Raw genomic sequence first — 15327 nt, forward strand, 5'->3', positions numbered from 1 at the left:
ACTTCTGGTGGGGATTGGTCAGCCGACATTAGGCCCCCACGTGGTGGGCACTCATTGACCGGGCGTTGAACCCTGCCTCCTGCAGTTGGCGCGCGCCTGTGAGCAGTTCGGAGGGCACCGGCTCGTCGATCTTGATGAGCCCGGAGTCGGCGTACCGCTGCAGCCGAAGAACCTCGCCGGCGAGCATCGACAGAATCCGCTTGACCGGGATGTCACCCGACAGATACTCGGCGAACGTCATCACCTGCGAGGTGACTCGTACCTCCCGGGATGGCCACCGGCGCCGCGCGGTTGCGATTGTCCGACGCTCTCCATACGGCTTCTGCACGATGAGGAACCGGTGAAACGCCAGTCCGCGGTCGCGCAGCAGCTCGGCGGACAGCCAGAAGTTCTCGCTCGTGTTCGACGCCAACCGCTCCGTCAGCACGCTGCTCTCTGGCACCCCACTAGAGGTGATGATGTCGACGATTGCGTCCGCTTCGGTGGTGAATCTGCTTCCCGTGGGAACGTTGGCCGACCCTCCCGACACCAGAACCAGAGGTGCAACCCCGTCGCGGTAGAGCTCGACCGCACGCCGCGCCACACCGAGATCGTGACCGCCGAACACGAGTAGGCACTCGGCCGGCTGGACCTCTTGTCCAAGTCGCAGGTAGTTCCACAGATCCTCGGCGATGGTCAGATCGGCTGAGGATGGCATGTTTGATCTCCGGAGTGGTTGGCAATCAACTTGATATAGCTGTGAACGTGCTCAGAGAAGCCTGGATGCGACGTCTCCGGCTTGGCCCGTTCGTACATTCTGATCAGGGTGCGATTTCCCTGGTAGAAGCGCTCGACCGCACCTTGCTCGCTGTCGGGAAAGACCCCTACGGCAGCATGCTCGTACGGCAGTGGTGTCGCCGTGCTGAACAAGGAGATCACGTGCAGTGCGCCGAAGATACTCGCCCGACTGGCCCGGTGAAGTAGGTCCTCCTTGTCGTCGATGTAGTGCAGCAACCCATTCAGGACCACGACATCGTACCGGCCCTGTCCGAGCCTCGCCGTGTGGGCGGACTCGTTTCTCACGTTGAGCCGCACCCCCTCCGCGTGGGCAAAACGTTCGATCTTCTCGCAGGCCACCGCGCTCAGTTCAACGGCATCCACCTCGTAGCCCAGCTTGGCCAACCGAATCGAGTCAGCCCCCTCACCTGCGCCAACGTCGAGCGCTCGGCCCGGCCCTCTTGCCGCTGCCAGCCGCAGAGCCTGACCGTTGAACGCAGTGTGGTCGCGCGGATCCAGGCTGTACCGATTGTCTTCTCGCCACCAGTATCGCCGATGCCGGCGATACTGGTGATCGAAGAACTCTCGCACTGACTCCATCGAGCTCACGTCACCACTCCCTTGCCCCGTCGAAGCACGCACGACATTGGTCCAGATAGCTCTCGTACCATTCGGGATCCGAGTCACGCCGCAGCCAGATCAGCGGCGCCCGTTCCGCGGGAGTGTCGGTCAGGTAGTGCTGGACGATCAGCCAGCCGGTGCGGCCATCGGTATCCACACCGATTACCCCGATCGGAAGTATTCGGTCAACCACCTGCAGTGAGCACTTACGTCGTGCGGAGGTAGTGAGCTGAGAGTCGATCTGGCTCTTGATGAGATCGAGGTTCTGGCGGATCTTCTGGCGCCGGATCTCGGGGTTCACCCCGCTCATTCGGGCTGCGTGCTGGAGCGATGCGCCATCTGGATCGACAGCGAGCAGCCGGATCACCGTGCCACTTCGCGCCAACTCCAAGATCGTGGGAAGTGCGTGCGTGGCGGCTTGAAGGTTGATGCCTATGATGATCACATTGCGTTTCGCGTCGGCTATCAACGTCTCGGTCCGTTGAAATGTTGCGCGAGTCCGGAGCACTCTTCCGGCTGGAATCTCTCGATCCAGATCCCGCGCGATCTGATCGAGCTTTCTGTCCATCCTGTAGAGATAACCGGATCGCTCGAGCACTGCATTGATCCCAAGCAAACCAAAGAGTGCCAGCATTATCTGCCGATCAGAGAACTCGACACCGAACATTTTGGGCTCGAGGGTGACGAGGAATGCCACGACGACGACCAGACCTGGGACAATGTTGTCCAGTTGGAATAATCCTCGCAGCCGAGATCCCATCCCAGATCCGTCCAGCGTGCATATCTACAACTGTGGATTGATGCTAACACGCAGAGTGACGACTGTTTCTGGTCAGAAAGTGGACGAACGGCCGAGCAGGGACGGTTATCTGCAGACGCATGGCGCACACCGCTGCGCGCTTGTCAGGGGCGTGAGAGGGCGTCGCGGAGGTCGGCGGCGGTTGGGTACTGGTCGTCGAGTGCCTTGCGGACGATTTCTGCCAGGTTGGGTGGGATCAGTTTGTCGTGCATCAGCAGGTGGGTGAGGAGTTGGGCTGCACCTCGGATGTCGGCTTTGCGGTCGGCTGGGGTGTGGACGCCGCTGAGGCCGAAGTTGATCAGCTTGGGTCCGGAATGGTGGACGATTACGTTGCGGGGCACGACGTCGCCGTGGACGAAGCCTTGGCGGTGTCCGGCGTCGAGGGCGTCGCAGACCGCCGCCACGATATGTTCGGACCATCGGGGTTGTGCCCGTACGGCGGGTGGGGGTCCGTCGCGGAGGCTCGGACCGTCGACGTACTCGGTCACGATCCAGTGGAGCGGGCGGCCCGAGCGGGTGGTGGTTTCCAGGGTGTCAAGGACCTTCACGATCAACGGATGGTCAAGGGCGGCAGCGGCTTGGGCCGCGCGGAGGAGGTCCGGGTCGGCCGGCTGCTGCTTGACGGCGACGGTCGTGCCGGTCCGGATGTCGGTGGCGCGCCACACTTTGACCGTCCTGCTGGATCCGATGAGCGCGTCGAGCTGGTAGCGCTCGCCGACAAGTCTCGGTCGCCGGAAAACAGGCGGGATGTCGAGGCTCAGCGTTGCCGGGTCCAGCGACGCGCTCTCGGCGGGGCCGTGTTTGTCGAAGTGGCGGATGAGGCTTTCGCCCTTCACGGTCACCTGGCACACCGGGCAACGGAAGGATTCGGCTGCTCCCTGGTCGCGGACCAGCTCCTTGATGCGTTCCCGGATGGCGATCCGGCGCGGCTGCGTCGGGGTCGATGGCCGGATGGCGGGAAGGCTGATGGGTGCGGCACCTGGTGCCCGCTGCCAGCCGCGGTTGCGGACGAGGGCGAGGTCGCCGGCGGTGTTGCCGGCTCGGCGTTGCGGCTCGGGGCGGGAGCGGCCGCGCAGCGAATAGAACACGTGGCGGTAGATCTCGTCGAGGCGCAGTTCCGGGCCGGCGTCGGGCAGACCGCCGGTCAGCACGGTGAGCAGGGCACCGGTGAAGGCTGTGTTCGGCTCGCCGGGCGGGGACAGCGCCTGCTTGTTCGCCGGAGCGGAAGCGAGCAGGTAGATGCCCTCCGCGCTCGCCTCGTCGGCCAGCATGGTCGCCGGGTCGGCCATGCCGCCGACCGCTTTCCCGCTGTAGCAGCAGTCGAGGATCACCACGCGCCGCCGCGCCCGCGCGTTGTTCACGTCCCGCCGCAGGTACTCGTACCGCGCCGCCGTGTGGCTCCGGCCCGACACCGAGCCGACCAGCGCCAGCAGCAACTCGTTGGTGTCGTGGTCTATCAGCCCGTGGCCGGCGTAGTAGACCAGCAGCGTGTCCTCGGCCGCCTCCGCCGCCTCGTGCACCGGATCGATGAGGTCACCCGGCGAGACCGGGTCGGCCACCACCGTGCAACACGCCGCCGGCAACCCCCACAACCCCGGATCCTGAAAGCACGCCGCCAGCCCCTCGAGGTTGTTGCGCACCGCCGGCAGATCCGGCAGCCCGGGATGGGTGAACCGGCTCGTACCGAGGAGCACCGCCCGCGACCGGTGCGGATCCGGAAGCACCATGGGTTACCCGAGTTGCGGCGGATCGACTTTCGCCGCGATCGTGTCCGCCGCGCGGCCGCTCGCGTTGATGTCCTCGACGGTGCCGTCCGGCTTCACGATCTTCACGGTCAGCGTCGAACGCCGCTCCCGCAACCACACCGACACCGAGTTGGCCAGCACCGTCAGCGCCCCGCCGCTCGCCACCGCGACGCTCAGCGCCTCCACCAGCCCGCCCATCTGGCCGAACTGGACCGGCGCCTCCTGCATTCGCACCCGCCCCCGAAACTCCGGCTCATCCGCCAACCACCGGCGCAGCGACCCCAACTCGTCATGCGCATCATCACTGCCGATGATCAGCAGTCGAGCTTCCATGCTGGCACTCCTCGGATCCACGTCAGTTCATCCGCGTCCCGAAACGTATCGGTCGATGCCGGCCACCCGCAGTGAAGGCCGCCATCAGGACGTCGAGCATCCCGAAGGAGTCCCTTCGTGGCACTTGGCCTGTCATGCGCCGCGCTGTTGGCGGACCCACATGGCAGGGTCATCGTCCCATTCGTGACCGGTGTCGGGGATCGAACCGATCGCGCTTCCAAGGCGTCCACGCGCTTTTCCTGTTTCAGGGCCTGGCGGACGGCGCGTTCGATGAAGCGGCTGCGGTTGCGCGGTCCGACCCGGCCGTCCAGCTCCGACACGAGGTCGTCGTCGTCCATACTGATGTGCTGGGCGTATGGCTACAGCTTGGCGCATGTCAGAAGGGGATCTTGTAGCCGTACTTGTTGCCGAGTTCGCGGACGAACTTGAAGGCGTCGGCGCGGGTGGCGTTGGGGTTGTTCTGGAAGAAGGATGACCAGTCGCGTTCGAACTGGGCGCTGAAGCCCCGGTGGTCGCCCTCGCGGACCCAGCTGCCCCAGGCCGGGTTGCTGGTGTCGATGCCGAGCTCCTCGAACTTTCGGCCGTATTTGACCGGGAAGTTGTGGTGGCCGACGTAGGTGTTGCCGTCTTTTGGGGGTGGGCCGTAGATCTTCTCCATGCCCTGGGTGTAGTCGGAGCCGCGGTAGCGCTGGCGTTCGTAGCGTTGCCAGGCCTCCTGCTCCTCCTGCTGGCGTTGCCGTTCACGCTCGCGGTAGGCCCGGTCCACCTCGCGCTGCCGGTTGGCGCCGCCGCCGCGCCGGCCGAAGATGGCGCGCACCGCGCCCCATCCCCGCGCCACGGCGCTGACTATTGTCTTGGGGTTCAACGCGTTGCCGACCGCGCCGAGGAACGTGCTGACGAACTGGATGACCTGCTCTGCGGTGGTGGGGCCGGGCGGGACGGGGAGCCTGGGCGGCTCGATCGAGTCCAGGGTCTGCTGCAGCTGCCGCTCGATGGCGGAGATCGGCGCCCGGTAGCTGTCGATCATGCTGGTGCACTGGGCGAGCACGTTCGGGGTGACGCCGCCCTCGACGGCGACGGCCTGCTTGGCGTAGGAGATCAGCCGGCGCACCAGGTCGGTGAGCAGATCGTTGACCTGCTTGCGGGCCTCCGCGACGGCCTCGCCCATCTTCCGGGCCACCAGACCGGTCGCCTCGGCCACATGGGCGGCGGTCTCCAGCGCGAGCGCCAGTTCCTGGGCACGGGCCCGGTACCGGTCGGCGGCGCCACCGTGCCACTCCGACGTCTCCGCCTCGGCCCGGCGGGCGAGCTGGTCGCGGACCTCCGCCACCTTGGCTGCGGCCCGCTGCCACGCGTCGGTGAATGACTGGATCACCGCCGCATTGCCGGCCATGCCGTCCAGCACGTCCTGCAGCGGTTGCACGTACGGCACAAGCCAGTCCAACCCGGCGCTGGAGAGCTCATCGATCGGTCGCATCGTGGCGGCCAGCGCGGCCAGGTCGCCGCCGGTGATGCTGGGCTTGACCCACTCGCCGGTCTTGATGGAGTTGAGCAACCGCAGGGCTTCCTCGGCGGATACCCCGGCCTCGGTGGTGTCCGTGGTGGCGCCGGTCATGCCATCTCACCGTCCAGGCCGAAGAACAGCTCGGCCCCGTCCGCGTCGTCGCGGCCGTACGCCTCGGCGGTCTCGCGCATGGTCGTGCCCGCCCAGTCGAGCGCCTCGACTCCTGCCCGCAGCGCGTCGTGTCCGGCGCTGGCGAGCGCGTCCAGCGCGGCGGCGAACTTCTGGCCGCTCCGGCCGTAGGCATCGGCGGTCATGCCGGCCGCACCGGCCGCGTCCACCGCCGCGCCGAGCTCTCCGGCCAGCCCCGACAGGGTGCGCGCGTGGTTGGTCAGCGCGTCCGCGACCACCCGGTAGGACCCGTCCATCGCACCCTCTTCTCAGATCCGTCAGAGTTGTTCGAGGAACTCCCGCTCGTCCCAGTCGCTGCCGCTGTCCGGGGCGGGACGGCCGGCCTGGCGCGGCTCGGCTGGCGCGGGCTCCGGAAACCGCTTCCCGGCCTCGGCCAGTAGCAGATGCGTGCTCGGGTCCTGGCTGCCGACGGTCTCGAACATGGCCTGGCGCAACAGATCTGGAATGCGCGCCTGGGCCCGGCGAACGCAGTCCATGATCTCCGCGGCGAGGGCCGGAAGCGGTTCGGAGTGCCAGCGTTCGCGCAGGACGAGGTCGGTCAGCAGGCCGGCGGCCGACACCGTGACCTTGACCGCACCGTCGCCGGACGTCTCGGTGATGGACAGCGACGACAGCCGTTCTTGCAGTGCCCGGAAGCGTTGCGCGGTCTCGGCCACCTGCCGCTCCCAGCCCTGCATACCAACGAGAGTGGCGCAACTACCCATCGTGGGACAACCGCCGAACGCGCTCTTCCGGGGTTTGCCGCGGGCAGCTCACACACTTCGCCTCGCCGGGCGCCAGATAGATCAGGCAGCAGGACGCGCGCCGCACCACGAGCCGGCCGGAAACGGTGACATAGCGCGGAGTCGGCAACTTCGGGCCGACCAAAGCGGCCAGCCGGAACGCGTCGCCCGGTGACCCGCCGGCCCACAGCACCCGGTTCGCCAGAGAGTCCGTGGCGATCGCCCACAACGCCCGCCGCCGCGCCCCGGTGGCCCGGACCACCGTCTCGATCGGCACCGACAGGGCGTCCCCGAGCGTGCCGAAGTCTGCCAGCGCGCGGTCGGAGCGGGCGTCGAGAAGGCGCCCATCAACCCTGTGCATAAGCAGCGTCACGTGGTCCAGTCCAGGATCACGCTCCGCGACCAGAAGCCCGAGCAGGACCGAGCTCGCCGAGTACCACCAGAGCACTCCCAGCGTGGGAAGATCCGCCAACCGGTACCGCCGGCCGGCGGCGTCGACCTGCGCGCCGAGCCACTCCGGGTCGGTGATCATCACCCCCGGCACCGCGGCCAAACCTGAGTCATCGACCTGTTCACCGATGTGCTTGAGGGTAGTCAGCCGGGTGGAAACGCGCTCGTAACACGGGACGCGTGACAGTTCACCTTGGCGAAACCTGGCGCGCGATCCTGCGAAACAGGACTTCTCGATGCTCCCGGTGCAAATCACTGAACCGACGGCCTCGCGCACGGGAGGGACGATTGTGAACTCAGGAGATACCGCGTGGGTTCTGGCCAGTGCCGCACTGGTCATGCTCATGACTCCGGGGCTGGCCTTCTTCTACGGCGGCATGGTGCGCTCGCGGAGCGTGCTGAACATGCTGATGATGAACTTCATCGCGCTCGCCGTGGTGAGCGTGCTGTGGATGCTCTACGGCTTCAGCCTTTCCTTCAGCAATGACGCGTTCGGGGGTTTGCTCGGAAACTTCGACTTCGTGGGCCTGACCGACGCGGTCGGCAAGGTCGCCGGGTTCGCCGCGGCCGGCCCACCGGAGGTGCCGTGGCCGGGGCCGGACGCCATCCCGGTGCTGGCCTTCGTGATGTTCCAGCTCATGTTCGCGGTGATCACCCCGGCGCTGATCTCCGGCTCGATCGCGGACCGGGCCAAGTTCTGGAGCTGGGTGGTCTTCCTGGTGCTGTGGGCCACCGTGGTCTACTTCCCGGTCGCGCACTGGGTGTTCTCGTTCAACGGCTTCATGGGCGTGGACGCGGCCGGCGGCTGGATCGCCAACAACCTCAAGGCTTTGGACTTCGCCGGTGGTACCGCGGTGCACATCAACGCCGGTGCGGCGGGCCTCGCGCTGGCGATCGTGCTCGGCCGGCGCAAGGGCTGGCCGAAGGACGCGCCGCGGCCGCACAACGTGCCGTTCGTGCTCCTCGGCGCCAGCTTGCTGTGGTTCGGCTGGTACGGCTTCAACGCCGGCTCCGCGCTGACCGCCGGTGACCTGGCCGGCGTGGCGTTCACCAACACCACGGTCGCCACCGCGGCCGCCGTGCTCGGCTGGCTGATCACCGAGCAGATCAAGTACGGCAAGCCGACCACGCTCGGCGCGGCGTCCGGTGCGGTCGCCGGCCTGGTCGCGGTCACCCCGGCCTGTGGCTACGTGAACATGTGGGGCGCGCTGGTCATCGGCGTGGTCGCCGGTGCGGTGTGCGCGCTCGCGGTCAGCCTGAAGTACCGGTTCGGCTTCGACGACTCGCTCGACGTGGTGGGCGTGCACCTGTTCGGCGGTCTGGTCGGCACCCTGCTGATCGGCTTCTTCAGCGACAAGTCGGTCAACACCGCCTCGGTCGGCGACGACGGCCTGTTCCTCGGCGGCGGGCTCACCCAGCTCGGCCGGCAGGCGGTGGCCGCGGGCGCCGTGCTCGGTTACTCGTTCGTGCTTACCCTGATCATCGGCATGCTGATCAAGTTCACGATCGGTTTCCGGGTGAGCGAGGAGGCCGAGACCGTGGGCATCGACGAGGCTGAGCACAAGGAGACCGGCTACGACTTCGGCGGCTTCGGCGGAGGCGGCGGCCAGGGCATCGGCGCCGCGCAGCCGGTGAAGGCGACTGTCCTCGAGGAGACCAAGGCATGAAACTCGTCACCGCAATCATCAAGCCGTTCACGCTGGACGACGTGAAGGCGGCGCTGGAGCAGATCGGCGTGCTCGGCATGACGGTCAGCGAGGTGCAGGGCTACGGCCGGCAGAAGGGCCACACCGAGGTCTACCGCGGCGCGGAGTACTCGGTGGACTTCGTGCCCAAGGTCCGGGTCGAGGTGCTCGTCGACGACGCGGCGGCGGACAAGACCGTGGACGCCATCGTGGAGACCGCCCGCACGGGCAAGATCGGCGACGGCAAGGTCTGGGTGACCCCGGTCGACACCGTGGTCAGAGTGCGCACCGGCGAGCGTGGAACCGACGCTCTGTAGAGGACATGAGTACGGGGGAGACGGCAGCCGATCTGGTGCTGGCTCGGGACCGCCTACTCGGGCGGACCACGGGTCAGCACCGGCTCGGACCGGAGACACTGCGCGAGGCGCTGACCGACCTGCATGAGTTCTGGCTCACCGCACACGCCTCGCAGGCCGGGATCCAGGGCGACACGACGGGGGTGGCGCTGGTCGCGGTCGGCGGCCTGGGCCGCCGCGAGCTGGTCCCGTATGCGGACCTGGACCTGCTGCTCGTCCACGACGGGCGGAAAACCGTTGGGGGAGCGACGATCGAGGCGCTCGCCGAGCGGCTGTGGTACCCGCTGTGGAACTCCGGCGTCGGGCTGGACCACTCGGTGCGCACGGTCGGCGAGGCGCTGGAGGTGGCTGGCCGGGACCTGCGCACCGCGCTCGGCCTGCTCGACGCCCGGCACGTCGCGGGGGACCGGGCGATCACCGACCGGCTGGCCGGCTCGGCCCGCAACCTGTGGCGGACCGGAGCCCGCAAGCGACTGAACGAGCTGATCGTGTCGGCGCAGCAGCGGTGGCGGCGCACCGGCGAGGTGGCGCACTGGGTGGAGCCGGACCTCAAGCACGGCAAGGGCGGCCTGCGCGATCTGGCCATTCTGGACGCGCTGGCGGCGGCACAGCTGGTGGACCGGCCGCACGGCGAGGTGGCCCAGGCCCGGCAGCTGCTCCTGGACACCCGCACGGAGCTGCGCCGCAACGCCGGCCGGCCGCGCGACGTGCTGCGCCCGCAGGACGGCGACGAGATCGGCGCGGCGCTGGGCCTCGGCGACCGGTTCACCCTGGCCCGGGCGCTGTCCGGGGCGGGCCGGGCGGTCGCCTACGCGCTGGACGTGGCGTTCCGCTCGACCGGCGCGGGGGCGCCGACCCGGCGGGTGCTCGGCGTGCTGCGCCGCGCGCCGGAGCGCCGGCCGCTGGACGAAGGCGTGGTGCTGCACGGTTCCGAGGTGGCGCTGGCCCGGGATGCCGAGCCCGGCAAGGATTCCGGCCTGCTGCTGCGGGTGGCCGCGGCGGCGGCGCGGACCGGCCACCCGATCGCTCCAGCCGCGCTGGCCCGGTTGGGCGAGTCCGCCCCCGAGCCGCGCGCGCCCTGGCCGTCGGACGTGCGGCAGTCGCTGATCTCCTTGCTGGGCACCGGTGAGGGCCTGATCGACGTGGTGGAGTCGTTGGACCGCACCGGGTTGTGGGCCCGGCTGTTCCCCGAGTGGGGCGCGGTGCGGGACCTCCCGCCGCGCGACGCGGTGCACGTCTGGACCGTGGACCGGCACCTGGTGCAGGCCACCGCGAACGCCGGCCGGCTGCTCACCCGGCTGTCCCGCCCGGACCTGCTGCTGCTCGGCACGATCCTGCACGACATCGGCAAGGGCCGCGACGCCGACCACTCGGTGGTGGGCGCGGCGCTGGCCACCCAGGTCGGCCACCGCCTCGGTCTGTCCAAAGAGGACGTCGAGACGCTGTCCGCGGTGGTGCGCCACCACCTGCTGCTCCCGCACACCGCCACCCGGCGCAACATCGAGGACGAGTCGACCGTGCAGCGCGTGGTGGACACCCTCGACGGCGACCCGGTGCTGCTCGAGCTGCTGCACGCGCTGTCCGAAGTGGACGCCCTGGCCACCGGGCCCGGGGTGTGGTCGGAGTGGAAGGCGAGCCTGATCGGCGAACTGGTCGGGCGCTGCCGCCGGGCCATGGCCGGTGAGCCGCACGAAGGCCCGGCGCCGCTCGACCCCGAGCACCGCAGGCTGGCCGAAACCGTTGCGGAGTCAGGGAAACCCGACGTCATGATCACCGCCACCGGCGCGCTCGCCACGATCACGCTGGTCGCCCCGGACCGCCCGGGCCTGCTCTCCCGCGCCGCCGGCGTGCTCGCCCTGCACTCGCTGCAGGTGCACGCCGCGGCGCTGGGCAGCCACGCGGGTGCCGCGGTGGACGTGTTCTCCGTGTCGCCGAAGTTCGGCTCCCTGCCCGACCCGGCGTTGCTGCGCGAGCACTTCACCCGGGCCGTCGCCGGCTCCCTGCCGCTGGGCGAGCGCCTCGCCGCCAAGGAGCGCGACTACGGCGGGGTTCCATTGGACGCGCCCGAGCCGCGGGTGCTCTGGTTCGACAACGAAGCCGGCGGGGAGAACTCCGGCGCGGTCGTGCTGGAACTGCGCGCCGCCGACCGGATCGGGCTGCTGCACAGCATTGCTGACGCGCTGGAACGGTGCCGCGCGGACGTCCTGTGGGCGCGGGCCACGCAGCTCGGCGGCACCGCCGTGGCCTCGTTCAGCCTGGCCACGATCGGCAGCGTGAACCCGGACGCGACCTGGCGCAAGGCCATCGAGCGGGCCGTCCTCGCCGCGTGCTGAGCTTATAGTGGCCGGGTGAAGTACCTGATCATGATCTACCTGAACCCCGAGGCCAGGGCGCTGTGGGAGAGCTTCCCGGAGTCCGAGCGCGCCGCCGGCCTGACGTTCCACGAGGAGCTCAAGGCGGAGCTCGCGGCCTCGGGTGAGCTGGTCCGGTCCGAGGCGCTGGTCGACTGGTCGCAGGCCAAGCGGGTACTGGTGCACGAGGGGCGGACGCAGACGACGGACGGGCCGTTCGCCGAGGTCAAGGAGTTCCTGGCGGGTTTCTACCTGGTCGACTGTGTCAGCCTGGACCGGGCGGTGGAGATCGCCGCGCGGATGCCCGAGTCCGGCCTGGGCACCGTCGAGGTGCGTCAGGTGATGGAGTCGCTCGCGGACTTCCGGTGAGTTCGTTCGACGGTCTGCTCCGGGACCTGGCGCCGCAGGTCCTCGCCGCCGTGGTGCGCCGCCACGGCGGGTTCGACACCTGCGAGGACGCCGTGCAGGAGGCGCTGCTGGCGGCCGCCGTGCAGTGGCCGGCCGAGGGTGTCCCGGACAACCCGAAGGCCTGGCTGATCACCACGGCGTCCCGGCGGCGGATCGAGATGTGGCGCAGCGACTCCGCCCGGGCGCGTCGCGAAGAGACGGTCTTCGCGCGGTCCATCCCGGACGCCGAGCCGGTGTCCGATGTGGACGACACGCTCACCCTGCACCTGCTGTGCTGCCACCCCGCGCTGACCGAGGCCTCCCAGGTGGCCCTGACGCTGCGCGCGGTCGGCGGCCTGTCCACCGCGGAGATCGCCCGCGCGTTCCTGGTCCCGGAATCGACCGTGGCGCAACGGATCAGCCGGGCCAAGCAGCGGATCAAGGCCAGCGGCGCCGAGTTCCGGATGCCCCCGCCGGACGAGCTCGCCGGCCAGCTGGCCACCGTGCTGCACGTGCTCTACCTGATCTTCAACGAGGGCTACACCGCCAGCTCCGGAGAGTCGCTGAACCGCGTCGAGCTTTCTGCCGAGGCCATCCGGCTGACCCGCCAACTGCACGCCCTGCTCCCCGGCGACGGCGAGATCGCCGGCCTCCTCGCGCTCATGCTGCTCACCGATGCCCGCCGCCCTGCCCGCACCGACCCCTCCGGCGCCCTCATCCCCCTCGCCGACCAGGACCGCACCCTGTGGGACCCCGCCATGCTCGCCGAGGGCGACGCCCTGATCAGCGCCACCCTGCGGTCCGCCCCGCCCGGCCCTTACCAGCTCCAGGCCGCCATCGCCGCCGTCCACGACCACGCCGCCCGCGCCGAGGACACCGACTGGCGCCAGATCCTCGCCCTCTACGACATGCTCACCACCCTCGCCCCCGGCCCCATGATCACCCTCAACCGCATCGTCGCCGTCGCCATGATCCACGGCCCGCAGGCCGGGCTGGACGCGCTCACCGGGGCTGAAGCCGACCCCGCCCTCGCCGGCCACCACCGCGTGCACGCCGTCCGCGCGCACCTCCTCGACCTCCTCGGCGACCACACCGCCGCCCGCGTCCAGTACAAGCTCGCCGCGAGCCGCACGCTGAGCAAGCCCGAGCAGCGCTACCTCCTGGCCCGCGCCGGGGGAGCAATGCGATGAAGGGGGCCTTGCTCACGCCCAGCGAGAGGAAGGCCCCCTTCATCGCCCTTTGAGTACTCCTACGCACCTCAACCCAGTGCGATCACGCTCCAGCTACACCCACCCGCCCCGGCAGGCTTGACCTCGGCCGGGATCGGGCCCGTCGAGGGGTCGGGCCCATCCCGGTTACCTGACATGCTGTGCACATGATCGCCAGCACGCCGTGGCCGCCGGTCCGCACGCTCGCCGCCGGGGTCGCCGCGGGTGAGCTCGACCCGGTGGAGCTGACCGAGCGGGCGCTGCGCCGGGCCGCCGAGACCGCCGACCTCAACGCCGTCGTGCACCTCGACGCCGACGGCGCCCGGCGCGCCGCCGAGCAGGCCCGGTCCGGTCCGCTCGCCGGGGTTCCGTTGCTGGTCAAGGAGATCATCGCGGTCGAAGGCCTGCCGTTCCGTTGCGGCTCCCGGGTCTTCGCCGATCGGGTGGCCGGCGAGGACGCCGAGATCGTGCGCCGCGCCCGCGCGGCCGGCGCGGTGATCATCGGGCTGAGCCACAGCCACGAGTTCGCCTACGGCTGCACCGGAGCGTCCAACGTGGCCGGTCCGTGCCACAACCCGCACGACGCGTCCCGGATCACCGGCGGCTCCAGCGGCGGCTCCGCGGCGGCGGTCGCGGCCGGGGTCGTGCCGTTCGCGCTCGGCACCGACACCGCGGGCTCGGTGCGCATCCCGGCGGCGCTGTGTGGGGTCGTCGGCGCGCTGCCGGAGCGCGGCACGCTGCCCGTCCGCGGCGTGTTCCCGCTGTCCACCAGCCTGGACCGGGTCGGACTGCTGGCCACCACCGTCGCCGACGCCCGGTACGCCGTGGCCGCGCTCGCCGGTGTCGACCTCCCCGACGAGTCCGGTTCGGCGCCCCGGATCGGCGTCCTGGCCGACCCCGAGTTGCTGGACTGCGCGCCCGAGGTCGCCGAAGCCTACCGGGCGAGCCTGGACCGGTTTGCCGACGCCGGCGCCTGGGTGGTCGAGGTGTCGCGCCCGAACTGGAAACTGCTCGCCGAAACCGCCTTCGACCTGCAGGGCGCCGAGGCGGCGGCCCTCCACGCGGCACTCGACGCCCGGGCCGAGGACTACCAGCCGGACGTCAGCGAACGGCTCCGGGTCGCCGCCGAGGTACCCGGCTGGCGCTACGTCCGGGCCCGCGACCGGGTGGCCGAGCTGAGCGCGGAGCTCGGCCACCTACTGTCCACAGTGGACGCCGTAATCCTCCCGACGTCGCCCATCCTGGCTCCGCCACTGGACGCCACCGAAGCCGAGGTGTCGACCGGCCGGTACCCGGTGCGCGACCTGCTGCTGCGCAACAACCGGCCGGTCAACGTCACCGGCTACCCGGCGTTGTCCGTGCCGATCCCGGCAGGCTCCGGGTTGCCGGTCGGGCTCCAGGTGATCGCGACCGGCAACCGGATGGCGTTCGACGTCGCCGAGTGGATCACAGCGTTGTGAGTGCGATAAAGGGGGCCTTCCGCACGCTGGGCGTGAGAATGGACGCCTTCATCGCACTCCGACCCTCACAGGCGCTGCGCGATGAAGATCCGCACCGGCTGGGCGGGTGCGCCGTCGATCGGCGCCGGGTCCTCAGGGGTCGGGGCGATGCCGCCGGCGGCGATCCGGTCCAGCGTGGCCAGGCCGGTGGCGCCGACGCTGCCGAAGATGTTGAAGTTCGGCCGCAGCCGGGAGTCGGTCTGCACCAGGAAGAACTGGCTGCCGTTGGTGTCCGGGCCGGCGTTGGCCATGGCCAGGGTGCCGCGCGCGTAGATCTTCCGCTCCCCGGTGGGGTCGTCCGGCCACGGCGGCAGGTCGGTCGGCAGTTCGTCGTGGTACCGGTAGCCCGGGCCGCCCTCGCCGGTGCCGCTCGGGTCGCCGCACTGCAGCACCTTGAGCGTCGGGTAGGCGGTCAGCCGGTGGCAGATCGTGCGGTCGTAGAAGTCGTGCCGGGCCAGGTGCAGGAAGCTCTGCACGGTGCACGGCGCCTTCGCCCGGTCCAGGGTCAGGTCGATGACGCCCTTGTTGGTGATCAGCAGGACCAGGACCTTGCCCTTGTCCGGGGTGTGCCGCGGGTCGGGCGGCAGGTTGACCGGCCGCACCGCCGGGTCGTCCGGCGTCGAGGTGTACTGGCACGGACCGCGGGTCACCGGCGGCTGGTCGGCCGCCGCCTCCCCACCGGCCAGCAGCATTCCGCTGGCGAACATCGTTGTGGCAACGGC

The 15327-nt window shown here is 69.9% G+C and carries 16 protein-coding genes; 6 read left to right on the plus strand and 10 right to left on the minus strand.

What is annotated here, in order from left to right; genetic code table 11:
- Positions 1 to 28: 28 nt before the first annotated feature.
- The 9 genes from VGR06_RS19980 to VGR06_RS20020 all read right to left on the minus strand — a co-directional run bounded on the left by VGR06_RS19980 (position 29) and on the right by VGR06_RS20020 (position 7396).
- Complete coding sequence (locus VGR06_RS19980; RefSeq protein ID WP_327560621.1) at positions 29 to 697, minus strand: YdcF family protein; 669 nt, start codon at positions 695 to 697, stop codon at positions 29 to 31.
- Positions 676 to 1356, minus strand: coding sequence for a class I SAM-dependent methyltransferase (locus VGR06_RS19985; RefSeq protein ID WP_327560634.1), 681 nt, complete (start codon positions 1354 to 1356; stop codon positions 676 to 678). The genes VGR06_RS19980 and VGR06_RS19985 overlap by 22 nt, the downstream gene beginning before the upstream one ends.
- A gap of 10 nt (positions 1357 to 1366) precedes the next feature.
- Positions 1367 to 2137 carry a DUF5919 domain-containing protein gene (locus VGR06_RS19990; protein ID WP_327560622.1) on the minus strand — a complete coding sequence of 257 codons (771 nt, stop codon included), beginning with the start codon at positions 2135 to 2137 and terminating at the stop codon, positions 1367 to 1369.
- 143 nt (positions 2138 to 2280) lie between these two features.
- Positions 2281 to 3903, minus strand: coding sequence for a caspase, EACC1-associated type (locus VGR06_RS19995; protein WP_327560623.1), 1623 nt, complete (start codon positions 3901 to 3903; stop codon positions 2281 to 2283).
- Between the two features lie 3 nt (positions 3904 to 3906).
- Positions 3907 to 4254 (minus strand): effector-associated constant component EACC1, encoded by a 348-nt coding sequence (locus tag VGR06_RS20000; protein ID WP_327560624.1) that lies wholly within the window; start codon positions 4252 to 4254, stop codon positions 3907 to 3909.
- A 376-nt stretch (positions 4255 to 4630) separates the two neighbouring features.
- A complete protein-coding gene (locus VGR06_RS20005; protein WP_327560625.1) occupies positions 4631 to 5869 on the minus strand; it encodes a hypothetical protein in 1239 nt (412 codons plus the stop codon).
- The gene (locus VGR06_RS20010) at positions 5866 to 6183 is read right to left on the minus strand and encodes a type VII secretion target (RefSeq protein ID WP_327560626.1); all 318 of its coding nucleotides are present in this window, start codon (positions 6181 to 6183) and stop codon (positions 5866 to 5868) included. Before VGR06_RS20010 ends, VGR06_RS20005 begins: the two co-directional genes overlap by 4 nt.
- A gap of 21 nt (positions 6184 to 6204) precedes the next feature.
- Positions 6205 to 6624: a YbaB/EbfC family nucleoid-associated protein gene (locus VGR06_RS20015; RefSeq protein WP_327560627.1), complete on the minus strand. Its 420-nt coding sequence runs from the start codon at positions 6622 to 6624 to the stop codon at positions 6205 to 6207.
- Between the two features lie 19 nt (positions 6625 to 6643).
- Positions 6644 to 7396: a (2Fe-2S)-binding protein gene (locus VGR06_RS20020; protein ID WP_327560637.1), complete on the minus strand. Its 753-nt coding sequence runs from the start codon at positions 7394 to 7396 to the stop codon at positions 6644 to 6646.
- Positions 7397 to 7406: 10 nt separating this feature from the next.
- On the opposite strand from VGR06_RS20020, the gene VGR06_RS20025 reads away from it, so the two are divergent.
- The 6 genes from VGR06_RS20025 to VGR06_RS20050 all read left to right on the plus strand — a co-directional run bounded on the left by VGR06_RS20025 (position 7407) and on the right by VGR06_RS20050 (position 14566).
- On the plus strand, positions 7407 to 8786 hold the full coding sequence (locus VGR06_RS20025) for an ammonium transporter (protein ID WP_327560635.1): 1380 nt from the start codon (positions 7407 to 7409) through the stop codon (positions 8784 to 8786).
- Positions 8783 to 9121 (plus strand): P-II family nitrogen regulator, encoded by a 339-nt coding sequence (locus VGR06_RS20030; protein ID WP_327560628.1) that lies wholly within the window; start codon positions 8783 to 8785, stop codon positions 9119 to 9121. The genes VGR06_RS20025 and VGR06_RS20030 overlap by 4 nt, the downstream gene beginning before the upstream one ends.
- Positions 9122 to 9126: 5 nt before the next feature.
- Complete coding sequence (locus tag VGR06_RS20035) at positions 9127 to 11493, plus strand: [protein-PII] uridylyltransferase (protein ID WP_327560629.1); 2367 nt, start codon at positions 9127 to 9129, stop codon at positions 11491 to 11493.
- A gap of 15 nt (positions 11494 to 11508) precedes the next feature.
- Complete coding sequence (locus tag VGR06_RS20040) at positions 11509 to 11880, plus strand: YciI family protein (protein ID WP_327560630.1); 372 nt, start codon at positions 11509 to 11511, stop codon at positions 11878 to 11880.
- Positions 11877 to 13088 carry an RNA polymerase sigma factor gene (locus VGR06_RS20045; protein WP_327560631.1) on the plus strand — a complete coding sequence of 404 codons (1212 nt, stop codon included), beginning with the start codon at positions 11877 to 11879 and terminating at the stop codon, positions 13086 to 13088. Before VGR06_RS20040 ends, VGR06_RS20045 begins: the two co-directional genes overlap by 4 nt.
- 185 nt (positions 13089 to 13273) lie before the next feature.
- Positions 13274 to 14566 carry an amidase gene (locus VGR06_RS20050; RefSeq protein ID WP_327560632.1) on the plus strand — a complete coding sequence of 431 codons (1293 nt, stop codon included), beginning with the start codon at positions 13274 to 13276 and terminating at the stop codon, positions 14564 to 14566.
- A gap of 65 nt (positions 14567 to 14631) precedes the next feature.
- Here VGR06_RS20050 and VGR06_RS20055 read toward each other — a convergent pair whose 3' ends face one another.
- Complete coding sequence (locus VGR06_RS20055) at positions 14632 to 15312, minus strand: peptidylprolyl isomerase (RefSeq protein WP_327560636.1); 681 nt, start codon at positions 15310 to 15312, stop codon at positions 14632 to 14634.
- Between the last annotated feature and the right edge of the window lie 15 nt (positions 15313 to 15327).

It is taken from the genome of Actinophytocola sp., from assembly GCF_036002505.1.
Lineage (GTDB): Bacteria > Actinomycetota > Actinomycetes > Mycobacteriales > Pseudonocardiaceae > DASYTH01.